Source organism: Tsukamurella sp. NPDC003166 (assembly GCF_040611135.1).
Classification (GTDB): Bacteria; Actinomycetota; Actinomycetes; order Mycobacteriales; family Mycobacteriaceae; genus Tsukamurella.
Map to the genome: position 1 here is coordinate 58,077 of NZ_JBEXNL010000017.1, position 19,027 is coordinate 77,103.

Genomic DNA, 19,027 nt, shown 5'->3' on the forward strand with positions numbered 1-19,027 from the left:
GGAGCGCATGACCGCCGCCGGTGATCAGGGCGACGGCCCGGACGGGCGTCGCGATCGCGTCGTCCGCCTGTTGCAGTACTTGGACGAGCTGATCCGGTCCCGCTCGGTGGTCGCTCGCGACCTCGACGATCACCTCGCCGTGTTGCCGCTCACCGGCGAGGGTGCGCTGACCGACACGTGGGACGCCGACGCCAAGCCCGGCGCGACCATCTTCACCGTGCCGCGGGACGATGCCCCCGATTCGCCGCACGCGCGCCTGCTGCGTGTCTTCGACGAGCTGACCGACCACCCCGAGTCGGTCGAACTGGTGCTGGCCTCCGGCCTGCTCACCGCCCGCGACGGCGACACCGCCATCCGCGCCCACCTGCTCACCCAGCCCGTGCTGCTCGAGCGCGACCGCCGCGGCAAGAAGCTGACGGTCGTGCTGCCGCGCGACTCCGTGCCGCGCGTCGAGGACTCGCTGCTGCTCGCGGGCCTGCCCTCGTTCGACCTGTCCGGCTCCGCGGAGCTGCAGACCTCGCTCCGCGAGACCGCCCGCACCGTGCTCGACCCGGCGTGCGAGCAGTTCACCGCGACGTGGCTCGGCGCCGCCTCGCGCGACGGGGGAGCGAGCATCGAGTTCGCCCCTGCGCTGGTGCTGCGCACCCGGGGGTCCGCGCCGCTCCTGGGCTTCTACGATGCGATGAAGGCCGACGTCTCGGATCCGGAGCGGCCCGTGCCGATCGGCCTCGCGCAGCTCGTCGAGGGCGTGAGCTCCGAGGAGCGGATCCGGCAGCTCGCCGTCGACGGTGCGATGAGCCCGCTGGAGCTGCTCGATGAGGCGTACTACGTCCTGCCCTCGAACGTCGAGCAGCGGGACATCCTGGCGCACATGGGTGCCGACTCCGGCGTCGTCGTCGAGGGGCCGCCCGGCACCGGCAAGACGCACACCATCGCGAACCTGCTGGCCGCGCTGCTCGCGAAGGGGCAGCGGGTCCTCGTCGTGTCCGAGAAGGCGCAGGCGCTCGCCGTGCTCGAGGACAAGCTGCCGCCGGAGGTGCGCCAGCTCGTCGTGTCGGTGACCGATGTCACGAAGGACGGCTCGGCGTCGCTCGCCGCGTCCGTCACCGAGATCGCGACCCGCAAGTCCACCTACTCCGAAGCCCTCGCCGACGCCGAGCTGCGCGACCTGCGCGCCAAGCGCGACCGCGCCATCGCCCGCCGGGAGGACCTGGTCCGCGAGGTCTGGTCGCTGCGCACCGCCGAGACCGAGGACTCCGACTGGCTGACCTCCGCGTACTCCGGTAAGCCGGCGGAGATCGTCGCGCAGGTCCGACGGGACGCCGAGAAGTACTCGTGGCTGCCCGGCCCCGTCGACGGCGCCGTGCCCCCGCTCGACACCCGGGAGTTCGACCGGCTCGTCGCACTCCTGCGCCGCAACGACGAGCTGTTCTCGCGCCGGCTGACCCACAACCTGCCGGACCTCTCGGAGATCCCCGACGCCGACGACCTCGAGGAGCTGACCGCCCGGCTCGCGGACTCGCCCCTCGCCGCCGGCGGCGACAGCACGCTCGCCCACGTGCTCGGCGGCGTCGATGCCGACCGGCTCACCGTGATCCGCGCCCGCGCCGACCTGATCCGCGAGCTCGTCGACCGGGTGCGGCGCTACCCGCCGTCCGCGCAGTTGCTCGCCGAGGACATGCTCATCGGCGACCGCGCCCACCTCGCGGCGCGGCTGACCGGGCTCGAGGAGCAGATCGCCACGGCGCGCAACGCCGACGGCGAACTCGACGGCGCCACCGTCGAACTCAGCGACACCCCGGACGCCAACGACCGCGCCGCGATCGAGGACTACTCCCGGCACCTCGCTGCCGGCAATGTCGCGCGCAAGCGGTTCCGCCGGCCCGAGCAGAAGGCGTTCGAGGAGACCGGGCTCGGCATCGTCGTCGACGGTGCCGAGGGTGCGGACGGCAAGCACCTGCGGTCCGCGGCGATGCATTTGCGGGTCGAGGACGTCATCGGGCGGGTCGGCGACGTGCTCCGCGCCCTCGGGCTCGAGGCGCCCGCCACCGACCCGTCCGGCCGCACCGCCACCCGCGGCCGCAGCGAGCGGCTGAGCCAAGCCGCGGATCAGCTGCTGCGCGCCCGCACGGTGGTGCGCCTGGTGTCCGAGCGCGACCGGCTCGTCGAGGCGATGCAGGCGATCTCGGAGCACGCCCCTCGCCCGAAGGACCTCACCGAGACGGAGCGGACCGCGGAGCAGGTCGTGGCGATCTCCGCCGCCGCGGGCGCCCGCGACGCGCTCAGCAGGCTCGACGCCGTGCGGGTGCGGGTGCAGGAGATCGTGGAACGCGGGCCGTCGCCGGAGGGCGACGCGATGGTGGCGGCGTTGCGCCAGTACAAGTTCGGACCGATCCGGGACGCGCGCCGGGCGTGGGACGCCGCCCGGGCCGACCGCGACGACCGTGGCGGCCTCGACCTGCTGGCGCTGCGCCTGCGGACCAAGGCGCCCGCATTGTTCGACCTGGTGGCCCGCACCGCCGACGATCCCGTGTGGGACGCGCGCGTACCCGAGCTGGCCGCGGCCTGGTCGTGGCGCCGCGCCGTGTCGTGGGCCGCCTCCCGCGTGCACCCCGGCGACGACGCCCAACTCGAGGCCGATCTGCAGGCCGCGGAACAGGACGTCGCGCACTACACGACCCGGATAGCGACGGCGAGCGCGTGGCGGCAGTGCCTGCGGCGCATGACCTTCGACGAGATCCAGGCGCTCCACGCCTACCGCGACCACGTGTCGTCGATCGGCCGCGGATCGGGTCGGCACGCCGAACGCTTCCGGGTCGCGGCGCGCGAGGCGATGCGCCAGGCGCAGTCCGCGGTGCCGGCGTGGATCATGCCGATCTCGCAGGTCGTGGCGTCGATCTCGCCGGAGCGCAACGCCTTCGACGTCGTGATCGTCGACGAGGCCAGCCAGGCCGACATCACCAGTTCCTTCCTGCTGTGGCTCGCCCCGCGCGTGATCGTGGTCGGCGACGAGAACCAGTGCGCGCCCTCGTCGTTCACCGGCGTCAGCCTCGACGAGGTCTTCGACCGGCTCGACGCTCAGCTGCCCGACATCCCGCCCTACCTGCGCGACTCGCTGACCCCGCGATCCAGCCTGTTCACGTTGCTGCGCACCCGGTTCGGGCACACGGTACGGCTGCGCGAGCATTTCCGCTGCATGCCGGAGATCATCGACTTCTCCTCGCGCCAGTTCTACAGCGACGCGCCGCTGATCCCGGTGCGGCACTACGGCGCCGACCGTCCCGTACCGCTCCGCGTGACCCACGTGCCGAAGGCGAAGGTCGTGGGGGAGGGCGCGCGGATCAGCAACCCCACGGAGGCCCAGGCCATCGTCGACCAGCTGGTCCGGTGCTTCGCCGATCCGCTGTACGCGGGCCGCAGCTTCGGCGTGATCGTGCTGCAGGGGCAGGGCCAGGTCGACGAGTTGTACCGGCGCCTGCGCGAGGCGATCGACCCCGACGAGTGGGACGCCCGGCGCCTGCGCGTGGGCACGCCGCCCGACTTCCAGGGCGACGAGCGCGACGTGATGATGCTGTCGATGGTGGTCGCGCCGGACTACCGGTTCCGCTCGCTGACGGGCCGGGACTTCCAGCGCCGGTTCAACGTCGCCGCGTCGCGCGCCCGCGACCAGATGTGGTTGTTCACGTCCGTCGACGAGCAGGATCTCAAGCCCGCCGACCTGCGGGCGTCGCTGCTGCGGTACGTCACCCGCGCCGATGTCGAAGTGGCGCAGCCGATGCCCGCCGACGTGCCGGCCGACCGGCGCGTCGAGCCCTTCGACAACCTCTTCGAACAGCAGGTGTTCGTGCGGCTGCGCGACATGGGATACCACGTCAACCCGAAGGTCGTGGTGAACAACCGCGCCATCGACCTCGTCGTGACCGGCGAGCAGGGCAAGCTCGCCGTCGAGTGCGACAGCGCCGATTTCGCCTCGACCCCCGAGCAGGCCCGGTCCGACATCGAGCGCGAGCGGGAGCTGAGGCGGTGCGGCTGGGAGTTCGTCCGCATCCGCGAGTCCGTGTTCGCGACCGACGCCGACGCGGCCATGTCCGTCGTGCTCGCGGCCCTGGACCGACGGGGCGTGCACCCGCTGACCCTGCAGCGGGCACTCACCGTCGGCGAGCGGGCGTCCGACGGTTCCGTGGAGCTGTGGGAGCCCGTGGGACTCGACATCGATACGGAGTAGGCGGCTCCCTAGCGCAGGTGGGTCGAGAGGGTCTGGACAGCCGGCTTGAGGACCTTCTCGCGCCAGTCGTCGTTCGAGGTGCGTTCGGCCTCGGTGCTGATCTCGAAGTAGAACCGTCCGGACTGGCACACCGCCTCGATGACGCTCTCGGTGCGCACATCGCAGCGCTGCGGGCCCCAGGCGGACCCCACGTCGAGATGCTTGCCGTGCGTCGAGAGCTGCTCGTCGTAGTACTGCGCGATGGTGGCGGGCGTCGAGATCGCCGGGAGACTGACCTCGAGGAAGGTCAGTCCTTTCAGGTCGTGCTCGTTCGGGAGCGTGAAGCTGTACGCGCACGTGCCCTTCGGGAGTACGCCCCCGGACGATCCGCCCGACACCGACAGATCGGGGTTGACGGTGCCCAGACGTCCGAGGAGGGTGATCTTCTTCGGCTTGCGCGTGATGTCTGTGGCCTGCGGCAGGATCGCGGTGATCTCCTGGTCGGTGAGCAGCGTGCACGTGTCGGGCCACTGGGAGAACGGGACCTCGCCGGCGGGGACCGAGATCGGTGCGCCGGTGGTGATCGGGGAGCCGAACGTGATGTCCGGCGTGCCGCTGCAGCTCGCGACGGACGAGGCAACGACCAGGGATGCAGCCACAATGGCGATCGAGTACGTGCGATTCATGAGTCGAAAGGTACTAGGAGCGCGAGTATTCCGAGGCGCGGCGTACCAGGTCCGGGTCGGGGCGAACGCCGGTGTAGAGCACGAACTGCTCGGCGGCCTGCAGGGCGATAACCTCGGCGCCAGTGATCACCGTCGCGCCGGCCGCGCGCCCGGCGCGCACCAGCGGCGTCTCCGGCGGCATCGCCACCACGTCGAAGACGGTGTCGGCAGCGGCGATCAGTGCTGCCGGGAACGACAGATCGTCGGCGGCCGGACCGCCCGCCATCCCGACGGGCGTCGCATTGACCAGGACCCGGGCACCGTCGGGCGCGGTGGTCGCGTGCCGGAAGCCGTACTGGCCCGCGAGCGCGGTGCCCGCTTCGGTGTTGCGGGCCACGACCGTCACGTCGGAGCAACCGTGATCGCGCAGCGCCGCGACCACGGCCTTGGCCATGCCGCCCGACCCGGCGACGGCAACGGGCAGTGCCGGGTCGACCGCGTTCGACGCGAGCAGCGAGGCGACCGCCGCGTAGTCCGTGTTGTAGGCGTGCAGCACACCGTCGACATTGACGATCGTGTTCACCGAGTCGATCGCGGTCGCCGACGGCTCCATGACGTCCACCAGCTCGATCACCGCCTCCTTGAAGGGCATCGAGATCGCGCAGCCGCGGACACCCAGAGCCCGCACCCCGCCGATCGCCGCCGGCAGATCGGTGGTGGTGAAGGCCTTGTAGAAGAAATTCAGACTCAATTCCCGGTACAGGAAGTTGTGGAACCGGGTACCGATGTTGCTGGGCCGGCCGGAGAGTGACATGCACAGGACGGTGTCGCGGTCGGGCATGGCGATCGTGTCGTTCATCCCGCTCACCCTAATCCGCCCGCAGCCCGGCCGTGGGCGGGTCGCTACGGCGCCTTCGTGATGGCGAGGGTCGCGAACGCCACCGCGCGCGCACATTCGACGGTGCGTCCGGGGGAGGGATTGGTCGAGCCCGCAATCGTCACCACGATGGCCTGCTCGGAAGCGAATACAGCCGAGCAGTAGTTGTTCTCCGAATAGAGTGCCAGACGGCGACCGTCCACCATGCGGTCGGTCTGCCACCTCTTTGTACTCATGTGGTGCTTGTACTGCTTGAGGGACATCTTGAGCCCGACGATCTGAGAGTAGTCGCCTCCGCCGCGGGCGGCTGTGTAGCCGGCTTCTCGCCAACGGCAGCCCCGGTAGTTGGCGGAGTCGACCTGAGCCGCATCTTGGACGGATGTCGGATCAATGTCGAGTACATGCAGTTCGGAATCCGAGTAGGCACTGCAGGGCTCGAAGGGCGTGCCATCGTTGCGGTCATTGGTGCGATTCTTGACCGTTGGGGAGAACGGCAGAGGCCTAGCGGATGTGCGATTCGATCTGGCGGCCGCCGGTTCACCCGGCACGGTCACGGAGCAGCCCCCAACGACGAGTGCGCCGATAAGGGTGATCACCGCTGTGCCCTGTCTCATTGTGGTCTGATCAACTGGCTGATCTCGTCCTCGCTGGCGCCTTCGGTACGGAGGATCCATCTGCCGATTTCGCGGTAGGTAGCAGCAAGGGAGCGAGCCTCTGTGGCCTGCGACAGGAAGGTGTTGTGGAGCGAACGCTCATGTTCCACAACACCCAGCTGAATGTTGTACGTCGCTGCCTCTCCCTCCACGGTCGGACCGAGGTGATTGATCGCTCCAACTTCGCGCAAGCCGTGCGCCGCAGAGACAAGCCGATCCGCGTGGCGCTCCAAGGCGCGGGCGAGCTCTTCTTGCGGGTTCCCGTCGGACACCATGTTCGGCCGACTCGCGATCCCCTCGCGCGCCGCCTCGATGATGTCTGTCAGCTCACCGCCGGCCATGGCGACCTCCTCCGCGTCGACGCGCCTCCGACGAGCGCACCTATCAATTGGACGCACCAGCGCGGCGATCGGTTCCCGCCGGGATTCGGCCGGCACGGGAACCGGACGGGCCGCTGGTGCGTCCAATGAACATGGAGGGTTTTCGCGACATCGGCAGCACCCCGTTCGAGGAGATGGCGGCGTCGGAGATCCGGGCGATCGCCAGGAAGCTGTCCGGCGGCGGCATCGCGGCCGACGCCCGGGCCATCGGCCAGGCGGGGTCCACCCACGCCCTGAGTGTCGCTGAGCTGGAACGCGACGTGGCCGCGCTCGTGCCGCGGTGGACGGGCGAGGCGGCGGACGCGGGCTTCCAGCAGATCGGCCGGTTCGCCACGGCGTCGTACCTCGTCGACAGGGAGATCGCCGGGACGGTGCGGCAGCTGACGGGACTGTCGAGCGCGGCGACGGCGACCACCGCGAAATTCAGTGACCTCGCGGATCCGGGGAGCACCGCCAGGGCCGGGAACACGACCAGGAGCGGCGTCGGTGCCGCGGTCGCCGCCGAGCTGCGGGCGACGTACACGACCCCGGTCCAGGCGGACGCGGCCACGATGCCGCTCGGCGCGGAGGTCACCCGGATCGGCTTCGGACGTGACGCCGAGCGCAGAGGCGATCGGTCACCGTCGGTCGAGGCTCCGCCGGCGGGCGCCGACACCCCGTCGGTCGGCTCGGGCGCAGGCGAGGGCGCAGGCGAGGGCGGCGGGACGACGGGAGGTGGCGACGCACCGTCGGGCACGGGCGACGAGAGTGCCGGCACCGGGACCGGCCCGGTCGCGACGGATACCGCGGACGCGGTGAACCCCGCCGGCGGGCGGGGGACGGGGCAGGGCGGCGATACGGGATCCGGCACGGGTGCGGGCGGCACCGGCGGTACGGGGACGGGTGCGGGCGCCGGGACGGGTACGCCGACGGCCGCCGACCCGGTCGGCGCGGGGACGGACCCGCTCTCCGACGACCCCGCCGCGACGGACACCGTCGAGGAGCGCGGGTCCGGGCTGCTCAGCCCGGCCGCCTCGGTGCCCCTCACGCCCACGTCACGGACCGCCGTCGGGGGAGCGGGCACGCGCACGCCGGACCTCACCCGGGCCGCGTCGCCGTTGGGACTGCGGCAGGACGCGTCCGCCCTCCGCTCGACCTCGACGCCGGCGGCGGGTACGGGCGCCCCGACCACGGGCGCGCGCCCCGCCTCGGGGCCGTACGGGATGCCGCCGGCGGGCGGCGCCGGACAGCGCGGCCAGGGCGACGGCCGGCACCGCGCACCCGCCTACCTGATCGACCGCCGCAACGGCGAGGAGCTGGTCGGCGACATGCCGCTGGTCGGGCCGGGAGTCATCGGTCAGTGGCGGTCCGACGGTGCGCCGGAACCGGCCCGGCCTCCCGTTCCGCCGGTCAGGACGGAGCAGGCTCCGCGCTGACGGCGGCGACCAGCGCGGGCAGCGTCGTGGCCGCGGATCCCCGCCACGCGTGGGTGGCCCGGTCGCTCAGGGGGGTCGCGGCGGGGTTGATCTCGATCACCGGGATCCCGGTCTCCAGGGCCAGCTCGGGCAGCCGCGCGGCGGGGTGGACGAGGCCGGACGTCCCGACCACCAGTACGACGTCGGCGGTGAGCACCGAGGCCTCCGCCCGGGCCCAGGCGTCCATCGGGAGGGACTCGCCGAACCAGACGATCCCCGGCCGCACCGGGGAGAGGCAGTGCATGCAGGTGGGCGGCGTGGTGCGCAGCTCGGGTGCGACGTCGGCATCGTCGGGCAGGAAGGCGTCCGCGCCGAGATAAGGCGTGCCGCAGTGCTCGCAGCGCGGGGCGAAGAGGCTGCCGTGCAGGTGCGAGACCGCCTGCGAGCCCGCGCGTTCGTGCAGGTCGTCGACGTTCTGCGTGGCGATGGCGACGGCCCGGCTCGCGGCGAGCTCGGCGAGGGCGATGTGACCGTCGTTCGGGTCCGCCCGGCGCGCGACGTGTGCGCGCCACTGGTACCAGCCCCAGACCAGGGCGTTGTCGCGCGACCAGCCGTCGACCGAGGCGATCTCCTCGGGGTCGTACTGCTCCCAGAGGCCTGTCTGCGCCTCGCGGAAGGTGGAGATGCCCGACTCGCGGCTCATGCCCGCCCCGGTGAGCACGGCGACGGTCTCGGCGGAGCGCACGAGCTCGGCCACGGCGGGCGGCACGGGCACTGCGGCGGGACGGTCGGAGGGGCGCATGCGGGGCTGCATCGGCTCAGCGTACCCAGCGGCGCGTCGGCTCCTGTGACGGTAACGATTCGATAACAACTGCTACTCGCGGGAAACATCGGTGATCGCCGTCACGTGCCGGAAGACCTGCATGGATTCATGCGTGTATCAGCCTTCGGATACACCCGTGAATCGATATCTCCAAGCTACTCGCCGGTATACCCGCTGGTTACAAATCCGCACGTCAGAGGTATCGCGAAACCTGTGGTCTCATGGAACACGGGTTTTCCGCGGGCCTGCCGCGGACGTGCCGTCATAGCGGCGCGCAGTGAATTGATCCGAGGAGATTCATGACTGTCGACGATTTCGTCACCGCGAACACGCGTGCGGCCAAAGGCCCCCGGAGCAACGACGCACTGGTCGACAGATTGGCAGCGGGGGAGCAGTACGCCCTGATCTTCGGTGGACAGGGCGGCCCGTGGTTGCCCGGCCTCGTCTCCCTCCTGGAGCAGACCGGCCTCGCCGACGATCCCGAGTACCGCGAGAAGTTCGACGGCTTCGTCGCGCGTGCGGACAGCGCGCTCGAGCCGGTCCGCGCCGAGCTGCTGCGCGCCCAGGCCCTGACCTTCGACCCGATGCGGTGGCGCGACGCGTCGATCGCCGCCTCCGAGGCCGAGACCCCCGACGAGGAGGGCGAGGAGAGCGCCCCGGCCGCGCCCGGCGCGCGCCGCGTCCTCGCGCCCCAGGTCGACGGTGCCGTCTTCTCCGTTCCCGGCGTGCTGTTCAGCCAGCTCGTGGCGCTGTACGGCCTCGAGGCCCAGGGCCTCGACCCGTGGGACGTGCCGCCCGTCGCCGTCATCGGCCACTCGCAGGGCCAGCTCGCCGTCTCGGCGTTCGCCTCGCGCGGCAACGAGGGCGATCTGCTCGCCATCGCGCGGCTGATCGGCGCCGCGGGCCGCGTGGTCGCGCGCCGCCGGGGCCTCGTCGCCCTCGGCGGCGCCACCCCGATGATGTCCGTGGCCGGCGTCCGCCAGGACAAGCTCGAGGCCCTGCTCGCCGACTTCACCGCCACCGTCGCCTTCGACGCGTGCGGTCCGGTGCTCGCGGTGCGCAACAACCGCAACTCCTTCGTGCTCACCGGCACCCCCAAGCTGCTCGCGGGCTTCCGCGAATTCTGCGAGTCCGTCGCCGAGACCGAGGAGGCGGACCGCAAGGAGAAGCTGACCGGCGGCGCGGCCTTCGCGCCGAAGTTCGAGGACGTCGCCGTCGACATCGGCTTCCACCACCCCGCGCTCGCCGAGGGCGTCGCGCTCGTGACCGAGTGGGCGCAGCGCTGCGGCCTCGACGCCGAGGTCGCCGGCCGCCTGGCCGCGGCCGTGCTCGTCGAGCAGGTCGACTGGGTCGCCGACGTCGAGGGTGCGATCGCCAAGGGCGCGCGCTGGCTGATCGACCTCGGCCCCGAGGACATCGCCACCAAGCTCTCGGCCGCCCCCGCGCGCGGCCGCGGCGTGGGCCTCGTCCCCGCCACCACGCTGCGCGGCGCCCGCAACCTGTTCTCGCCCGGCGGCGTGCCCGAGCTCCCGCTCGCGTGGTCGGAGTTCTCGCCCCGCGTGGTCTCGCTGCCCGACGGTCGCACCGTGCTGTCCACCCGGTTCACCGAGCTCACCGGCCGTAGCCCGATCCTGCTGGCGGGCATGACCCCGACCACCGTCGATCCCGGCATCGTCGCCGCGGCCGCCAACGCCGGCCACTGGGCCGAGCTCGCCGGCGGCGGCCAGGTCACCGAGCCGATCTTCGCCGACAACGTCGAGAAGCTGACCGCGCTGCTCGAGCCGGGCCGCGCCGCCCAGTTCAACTCGCTGTTCCTCGACCCGTACCTGTGGAAGCTGCAGCTCGGCGGCAAGCGGATCGTGCAGAAGGCCCGCGCGGCGGGCGCCCCGCTCGACGGCGTCATCATCACCGCCGGCATCCCCGAGCTGGAGGAGGCCACCGCGCTCGTCGAGGAGCTCACCGACGCCGGCATGCGCCACGTCGCGTTCAAGCCGGGCACCGTCGAGCAGATCCGCCAGGTGGCGCGCATCGCGGCCGAGGTCCCGCAGTACCCCGTCATCGTGCACGTCGAGGGCGGCAAGGCCGGCGGCCACCACTCCTGGGAGGACCTGGACGAGCTGCTGCTCGCCACCTACGCCGAGCTGCGCGACCGCAACAACATCGTGCTCGCCGTCGGCGGCGGCATCGGCACGCCCGAACTGGCGGCCGAGTACCTCTCCGGCGAGTGGTCGCGCAGGTACGGCGCCCCCGCGATGCCGGTCGACGGCATCCTGGTCGGGACCGCCGCGATGGCCACGCTGGAGGCCACCACCTCGGCCGACGTCAAGCGCCTGCTCGCCGAGATCCCCGGCACCCCCGACTGGATCGGCGCCGGCCACGCCGGCGGCGGGATGGCCTCCGGCCGCAGCCAGCTGGGCGCCGACATCCACGAGATCGACAACACCGCCTCCGCGTGCGGCCGCCTGCTCGACGAGGTCGCCGGTGACGGCGATGCCGTGGCCGAGCGCCGCGACGAGATCATCGCCGCGATGGCCGGCACCGCCAAGCCCTACTTCGGCGACGCCGATGCGATGACTTACGCGCAGTGGCTCGAGCGCTACCTCGAGCTGTCGGTGGGCACCCGCGAGCAGGTCGCCTCCGCCGACCCGAACGCCTTCGGCGACTACGGCTGGCTCGACATCACGCATCAGGACCGGTTCCTGTCGATGCTGCACCGCGCCGAGGCCCGCCTCGCCGACGAGGACCGCGGCCCCATCGAGACCGCCTTCGCCGATGTCTCCGCCACCGACGACGCCTATGCCGCGCTCGAGCGGCTGCTGCAGCGCTACCCGGAGGCATCGTCGACCCGCCTGCACCCGGCCGACGTGCCCTTCTTCGTCTCGCTCTGCCGCACGCCGGGCAAGCCGGTCAACTTCGTGCCCGTCGTCGACAAGGACGTCCGCCGCTGGTGGCGCTCCGATTCGCTGTGGCAGGCGCACTCGCCGCGGTACTCCGCCGACGAGGTGTGCATCATCCCCGGCCCCGAGGCCGTCGCCGGCATCACCCGCGTCGACGAGCCCGTGGGTGATCTGCTCAACCGGTTCGAGGCCGAGCTGGTGCGCCGCCGGATCGGCGAGGGCGCCGTCGCGGAGGCCGTCGCCGGCCGCCGCGTGGTGCCGGGCGTCGAGTCCGTGCCGCTGGCGCGGGCCCTCGCCGCCACCAACGTGCTCTGGGCCGGTCGCCTCGTGCACAGCCCCATCGCGCGGCTCGGCGCCGGCAGCACCTGGACCACCTCGTCCGACGGTGACGCCGCCTCGGCCGTGCAGTCGACGACCGGCGCGCGCATCGTCGTGACCGGCCCGAACGCCGTCGTGCTCCATGTCCCCGTCTCGGGCACCGAGCTCGTCATCCCGATCCAGGTGCCGGACAGCTGCGCCGACGGTGGCGTGCCCGTCATCGAGCTCGGCGAGGCCAGCGAGGCCATGTCGAAGCTGGTGGCACTGGCGGCCGCGGGCGACCTGCCCGCCGTCTCCGACGGCGCGGCGACCATCGACTTCGAGTTCCGCGCCGAGGACGCCGCCGACCACGCGGCCATCACGGCGGACAGCCTCCCCGTGGGCCTGTCGGCGCTGTACGGCGACGAGCAGCTGGCCGTGCCGGACGCCTTCGTCGGCCTGTGCTGGCCCGCGTCCTTCGCCGTGGTCGGTGCGGCCACCACGGCCGAGGGGCGTCCCGTCGTCGAGGGCATGCTCGACCTGGTCCACCTCGATCACGCGATCGAGCTGGCGGCCAACCCGGCCCCCGGTGCCTACCGCGCCACGGCGCGTCTGGAGGACGTGACCGCCACCGACATCGGCACCGTGGTCACCGTCGGCATCGATGTCCGCACGCCGGGTGCGGACGCCCCCGCAGTGGTCATGACCGAGCGGTTCGCGATCCGCGGCCGCACCGGCTCCGCCGAGCTGGCCGACCCGCAGCCCGCGGGCGGCGCGCGCGGCGAGACCGCGACCGAGACGCCGCGCAAGCGGGTCCGCCAGGCGGTCGTCAACGCCCCACAGGACATGAGCGGATTCGCGGCCGTGTCCGGCGACTTCAACCCGATCCACACCTCGCAGGTCGCGGCGAGCCTGGCGGGCCTGCCCGGCCCGATCGTGCACGGCATGTGGCTCTCGGCTGCGGCGCAGCAGGTGGCGTCCGCCTCCAACGGCGACGTCATGCACCGCAAGATCCGCGGCTGGACCACTCGCTTCCTGGGCATGGTCCTGCCGGGCGACGAGGTGCAGTTCACCGTCGAGCGCGTCGGCATCGACCGCGGCGGCGAGCTGCTCGAGGTCACTGCGAAGGTCGGCGACGACCTCGTGATGGCCGCGACGGCAGTGGCCTTCCCGGCTGTCACCGCCTACGTCTTCCCCGGCCAGGGCATCCAGGGCAAGGGCATGGGCCTGGCCCAGCGCTCGCGCAGCAAGGCCGCCCGTGAGGTCTGGGACGCCGCCGACGCGCACACCCGCGAGCACCTCGGCTTCTCCATCCTCGCCGTGGTCCGCGACAACCCGCTGTCGATCCGCGCGAACGGCACCGTCTACAGCCATCCCGACGGTGTCCTCTACCTGACGGAGTTCACCCAGGTCGCGATGGCCACCGTCGCCTGCGCCCAGCTCGCCGAGCTGGCCGAGGCCGGCGCCCGCGTGGACGCGCCGATCATCGCCGGCCACTCCGTGGGTGAGTACAACGCGCTGGCCTCCGCCGGCGTGCTGCCGCTCGGCACGATCCTCGAGACCGTGTTCCACCGCGGCCGCATCATGCAGCAGCTGGTGCCCCGCGACGAGCAGGGCCGCAGCCCGTACTCGATGGCGGCGCTGCGCCCCGAGCTGTTCGACGTCGACGACGCCGAGCTGACCGACTGGGTGGAGGGCAACCTCGAGGGCGCGGATGAGTTCGCCGAGATCGTGAACCTGAACCTGCGCGGCGCGCAGTACGTCGTGGTCGGTAACCAGGCCGGCCTCGCCGCCCTGGAGCGGGCCATCGCCGAGCGCACCGGCAGCCCGAAGGCCTTCCAGCAGGTGCCGGGCATCGACATCCCGTTCCACTCGTCGGTGCTGCGCGCCGGCGTGCCGGAGTTCGCGGAGCGCCTGCAGGAGCTGGTGCCCGCCGAGTTCGACTACACCAAGCTGGTCGGCAAGTACCTGCCGAACCTCGTCGCGCGCCCGTTCGAGCTGACTGCCGACTTCGCGCTGTCGATCCTCGACGTGGTGCCCAGCGAGCCGGTGCGGGAGCTCGTCGCCGACTGGGACGCGGCCGCGAAGACCCCGATGGCGACCGCCCGGACCCTGCTCATCGAGCTCCTGGCGTGGCAGTTCGCCAGCCCCGTCCGCTGGATCGAGACGCAGGACCAGCTGCTCATCGACACCGACCACGGCGGCCTGGGCGTCGAGCGGTTCGTCGAGGTGGGCCTCGCGTCCGCCCCGACGCTCGCGAACCTCGCCAGCCGTACCCTCGCGCTGGCCTCGTACCAGCGCGCCGCCGCGACCGTGCTCAACGCCGAGCGCGACGCCGCGAAGGTCTTCGCGACCGACGAGGACGTCGCCGAGGACGAGGGCGCCGACGAGGCACCCGCGGAGGCCGCGGCACCGTCGGCCCCCGCGGCGGCACCGAGCGCCGCTCCGGTGGCGAGCGCTCCGTCGGGCGGACCCCGCCCGGCCGACCTCGGCTTCGACGCCGCGGACGCCACCCGCGCGATGATCGCGATCTGGACCAAGATGCGTCCGGACCAGCTGGAGAAGACCGACACGATCGAGACGCTGTGCGACGGCGTCAGTTCGCGCCGCAACCAGCTCCTGCTCGACCTGGGCAGCGAGCTCAACCTGGGCGCCATCGACGGCGCCGCGGAGGCCGACCTGCCGACGCTCGCGGGTACCGTCACCAAGCTGGCGCGCACCTACAAGCCGCTCGGCCCGGTGCTCTCGGAGACCGTCGGCAACCAGCTGCGCAAGCTGCTGGGCTCGACCGGCAAGCGCCCGAACTACATCACCGAGTACGTGACCGGCACCTGGGAGCTGGGCCCCGGCTGGGCGCAGCACACCGTGCTCGCGCTGGCCACCGGCACCCGGGAGGGCGCGTCCGTCCGCGGCGGCGATCTCGCGACGCTGCTCGACGGTGCCGTGTCCAACGCGGCCGCGCTCGACGCGCTGATCGACCGCGCGGTCGCCGAGGTCGGCGCCGCGCAGGGCGTGCCCGTGGGCAAGCCCTCCGCCGGCGGCGGGGGTGGCGGCGCGACCGTGGACGCCGCGGCGCTCGCCGAGTTCACCTCCGCGATCACCGGACCCGACGGTGCCCTGGCCGCATCGGCCCGCGTGCTCCTGAGCAAGCTGGGCCTCGCGGACGAGCAGGGCGGCCTGCCGTCGCTCGACGACGAGTCGGAGCGGCTCGCCGCGCTGATCGCCACCGAGCTCGGCGACGACTGGGCGGGTGCCGTCGCGCCGGCCTTCGACGCGAACAAGGCCGTCCTGCTGGACGACCGCTGGGCCAGCGCCCGCGAGGACCTGCTCCGCGTGTGGAACATGGACCCGTCGACCTTCCCGACCTACAGCAAGCACATCCTGGAGACCGCCAAGGGCGCCGGCAAGGCGCTCCTGGACCAGGCGCGCTGGTGGGAGCGCAAGGCCACCGAGGTCGGCCGCACCGAGCACGCCGAGGCCTACAGGTTCCTGGCGGAGCTCGCCGAGTCGACGCCGGAGCCCGGCATCTACGACGGCGAGGTCGCCGTGGTCACCGGCGCGTCCGCCGGGTCGATCGCGGCCGCGGTCGCGGGACGCCTGCTCGCGGGCGGCGCCACCGTCATCGCGACGACGAGCCGCCTCGACGACAAGCGCCTGACCTTCTTCAAGGAGCTGTACCGCACGAGCGCCCGCACCGACGCGGCGCTGTGGGTGGTCCCGGCCAACATGTCGAGCTACGCCGATGTCGACGCCCTCGTCGAGTGGATCGGGGAGCGGCAGGCCGAGACGGTGGGCCCGTACACGGTGGTCCACAAGGAGGCGCTGAACCCGACGCTGCTGTTCCCCTTCGCGGCGCCCCGGGTGTCCGGCGACATGTCGGACGCCGGCCCCCGCGCCGAGCTCGAGATGAAGATCCTGCTGTGGTCGGTGGAGCGGCTGATCGCCGGCCTCGCCGCGATCGGCAAGGACGTCGACCTCGCGTCGCGGCTGCACGTGGTGCTGCCCGGTTCGCCGAACCGCGGCATGTTCGGCGGCGACGGTGCCTACGGCGAGGCGAAGGCCTCCCTGGACGCGCTCGTCACCCGCTGGAACGCGGAGAAGTCCTGGTCGGAGCGCGTCACGCTGGCCCACGCCATCATCGGCTGGGTCCGTGGTACGGGCCTGATGGGCGGCAACGACCCGCTCGTCGAGGCCGTCGAGGCCGCCGGCGTGCGCACCTGGTCCACCTTCGAGATGGCCGACAAGCTGCTGGCCAACGCCACCGTCGAGGCGCGGGAGCGGGCCGCGACGGCCCCGCTGTTCGACGACCTGACGGGTGGGCTGGGCGGTGTCAGCCTCGACATGAAGGCGCTCGCCGAGCAGGCCATGGAGGCCCGTCTGGCGGAGGCCGCGGAGTCCGAGGACGACGGTGCCATCGCGGCGCTGCCCGGCGCACCGGTCGCGACTCTGGGTGATCCGAACTGGGGCGCGATCGACGCGCGTCCCGAGGACATGGTCGTCATCGTCGGCGCCGGTGAGGTCGGCCCGTACGGCAGCTCGCGGACCCGCTTCGAGATGGAGGTCGACGAGCGCCTCTCGGCGGCCGGCGTCGCGGAGCTGGCATGGGTGACCGGCATGATCACCTGGGAGAACGACCCGGAGCCGGGCTGGTACGACGCCGAGTCGGGCGATCTGGTGCCCGAGGCCGAGCTGGCCGACAAGTATCACGACGCTGTCGTGGAGCGCTGCGGCATCCGCGAGTTCAGCGACGACGGCGACATGATCGACAAGACGGCGCCGCTGCTGGTGTCGGTGTTCCTGCCGGACGACATGTCCTTCGTGGTGGCGAACGAGGCCGAGGCCCGTGCGTTCGTCGACGCCGACCCGGAGAACACCCGCGCGGTGCCGATGGAGTCGGGGGAGTGGAACGTGACCCGCAAGGCGGGCACCGAGATCCGCGTGCCGCGCCGCACCAAGCTGCTGCGCAGCGTCGGCGGCCAGGTTCCGGACGGCTTCGACCCCACGCACTGGGGCGTCACGCCCGAGATGATGGAGTCGGTCGACCGCCTGGCCCTGTGGAACCTGGTGGCCACCGTGGACGCCTTCATCTCCGCGGGCTTCGAGCCGGCCGAGCTGATGGAGTACGTGCACCCGTCGCACGTGGCCAACACGCAGGGCACGGGCATGGGCGGCATGAGTTCGATGCGCGACCTGTTCATCAACACCCTGCTCGGCGAGCCGAACCAGAACGACATCCTGCAGGAGGCCCTGCCGAACGTCGTCGCCGCGCACGTCGTGCAGAGCTACATCGGCAGCTACGGCGCGATGATCCACCCGGTGGCGGCGTGCGCCACGGCGGCCGTCTCCGTCGAGGAGGGCGTCGACAAGATCAAGGTCGGCAAGGCCCTGTTCGCGGTGACCGGCGGCTTCGACGACCTGTCGATCGAGGGCATCACGGGCTTCGGTATGATGCAGGCCACGGCGGACAGCGAGAAGATGCTGGCCAAGGGCATCAGCCCGCGCCGCTTCTCCCGCGCCAACGACCGACGTCGTGGCGGCTTCGTCGAGTCCAACGGCGGCGGCACGGTGCTGCTGGCCCGCGGCGACATCGCGGCGAAGATGGGCCTGCCCGTCCTCGGCGTGGTGGCGTGGGCGCAGAGCTTCGGTGACGGCGTGCACACCTCCATCCCCGCCCCCGGCATGGGTGCGCTGTCCGTGGCCGCCGGCGGCCCGGAGGCGCCGATCGCCCGCAGCCTGCGGCAGCTGGGCGTGTCCGCCGACGACGTCTCGATCATCAGCAAGCACGACACGTCGACCAACGCGAACGACCCGAACGAGGCGAACCTGCACGAGCGGATCGCCGACTCGATCGGTCGCAGCGAGGGTGCGCCGCTGTTCGTGGTCTCGCAGAAGTCGCTGACCGGCCACGCGAAGGGCGGCGCCGCGGCGTTCCAGCTGATCGGCATGTGCCAGATGCTCAACGAGCAGGTGCTCCCGCCGAACCGCAGCCTCGACTGCGTCGACGACGAGATGCGCAAGTACCCGCACCTCGTCTGGCTGCGCGAGACGCACCGGTTCGACGACGCCTTCCGCCCGAAGGCGGGCCTGCTCACGTCGCTCGGCTTCGGCCACGTGTCGGGGCTCATCGCGGTCGTGCACCGCGACGCGTTCCTGGCCTCGATGGACGAGCAGGCGCGGGCGGAGTACCTGGCTCGGGCGCGTGAGCGTGAGGTCGCGGGCCGGCGCGCGGTGCTGTCGGCGATGTGCGGCCGGTCGGACCTGTACCGCAAGCCCCCGGCGGGCCGGCGCTTCGGCGCCGACGTCTCGTCGGAGGTCACGGACCGCAACGAGGCGGCGCTGCTGCTCGACGAGAACGAGCGGCTGGGAGCCGACGGCACGTACTGCGCCGACGGCTGCAGGTAGCGGGATAGGCTTCCCGCCATGGCCGTGGTGGGGATCGGGATCGACGTGGTGCACGTGCCCGGCTTCGCGGAGCAACTCGCGCAGCCGGGGACCACGATGCTCTCGTCCTTCAGCCCCGCGGAACGACGGGACGCCGCCGGCGACGTGCGCTCTTTGGCCGCCCGGTGGGCGGCCAAAGAGGCCGTGTTCAAGGCGTTCTCGTCGGGCTTCTACGCGCAGCGGCCCGCCGAGAAGGAGGTCGGGGCGCGGGAGGTGGAGGTCGTCTCGGACGCCTGGGGGCGTCCAGCGGTGCGCGTGTACGGGCGTATCGCGGCCGACCTCGGGGAGGGCGCGACGATCCATGTGTCACTCACCCACGACGGTGACACCGCGGCGGCGTTCGCGGTGATCGAACGAACTTAAGAGCGCGACGGTCCGGAACCGGACTGCAGTCGG

General features: G+C 72.3%; 9 protein-coding genes. 4 read left to right on the forward strand and 5 right to left on the reverse strand.

Annotated elements, in window-relative coordinates:
* Positions 1 to 7 precede the first annotated feature (7 nt).
* Positions 8 to 4,225, forward strand: a complete 4,218-nt coding sequence (locus tag ABZX10_RS17920) for an AAA domain-containing protein (protein WP_355542786.1) — start codon at positions 8 to 10, stop codon at positions 4,223 to 4,225.
* 8 nt (positions 4,226 to 4,233) lie between these two features.
* On the opposite strand, the gene ABZX10_RS17925 is transcribed toward ABZX10_RS17920, so the two are convergent.
* From ABZX10_RS17925 to ABZX10_RS17940, 4 genes are read right to left on the reverse strand one after another with little or no spacing between them, the layout of a single operon-like run.
* The gene (locus ABZX10_RS17925; protein WP_355542789.1) at positions 4,234 to 4,890 is read right to left on the reverse strand and encodes a hypothetical protein; all 657 of its coding nucleotides are present in this window, start codon (positions 4,888 to 4,890) and stop codon (positions 4,234 to 4,236) included.
* A 13-nt stretch (positions 4,891 to 4,903) separates the two neighbouring features.
* A complete protein-coding gene (locus ABZX10_RS17930) occupies positions 4,904 to 5,728 on the reverse strand; it encodes a shikimate 5-dehydrogenase (RefSeq protein ID WP_355542792.1) in 825 nt (274 codons plus the stop codon).
* A gap of 44 nt (positions 5,729 to 5,772) precedes the next feature.
* A complete protein-coding gene (locus tag ABZX10_RS17935) occupies positions 5,773 to 6,360 on the reverse strand; it encodes a DUF3558 domain-containing protein (RefSeq protein ID WP_355542795.1) in 588 nt (195 codons plus the stop codon).
* The gene (locus ABZX10_RS17940; protein ID WP_355542798.1) at positions 6,357 to 6,740 is read right to left on the reverse strand and encodes a hypothetical protein; all 384 of its coding nucleotides are present in this window, start codon (positions 6,738 to 6,740) and stop codon (positions 6,357 to 6,359) included. Before ABZX10_RS17940 ends, ABZX10_RS17935 begins: the two co-directional genes overlap by 4 nt.
* Before the next feature lie 116 nt (positions 6,741 to 6,856).
* Between ABZX10_RS17940 and ABZX10_RS17945 the strand changes: the two genes are divergently transcribed.
* Positions 6,857 to 8,194, forward strand: coding sequence for a hypothetical protein (locus tag ABZX10_RS17945; RefSeq protein WP_355542801.1), 1,338 nt, complete (start codon positions 6,857 to 6,859; stop codon positions 8,192 to 8,194).
* Here ABZX10_RS17945 and ABZX10_RS17950 read toward each other — a convergent pair.
* The gene (locus ABZX10_RS17950) at positions 8,169 to 8,987 is read right to left on the reverse strand and encodes an NAD-dependent deacylase (RefSeq protein WP_355542804.1); all 819 of its coding nucleotides are present in this window, start codon (positions 8,985 to 8,987) and stop codon (positions 8,169 to 8,171) included. The genes ABZX10_RS17945 and ABZX10_RS17950 overlap by 26 nt on opposite strands.
* Positions 8,988 to 9,295: 308 nt before the next feature.
* Between ABZX10_RS17950 and ABZX10_RS17955 the strand changes: the two genes are divergently transcribed.
* Both ABZX10_RS17955 and ABZX10_RS17960 read left to right on the forward strand, forming a co-directional pair.
* On the forward strand, positions 9,296 to 18,592 hold the full coding sequence (locus ABZX10_RS17955) for a fatty acid synthase subunit beta domain-containing protein (RefSeq protein ID WP_355542807.1): 9,297 nt from the start codon (positions 9,296 to 9,298) through the stop codon (positions 18,590 to 18,592).
* Positions 18,593 to 18,610: 18 nt separating this feature from the next.
* Positions 18,611 to 18,994 (forward strand): holo-ACP synthase, encoded by a 384-nt coding sequence (locus ABZX10_RS17960; protein WP_355542810.1) that lies wholly within the window; start codon positions 18,611 to 18,613, stop codon positions 18,992 to 18,994.
* Positions 18,995 to 19,027: the final 33 nt, after the last annotated feature.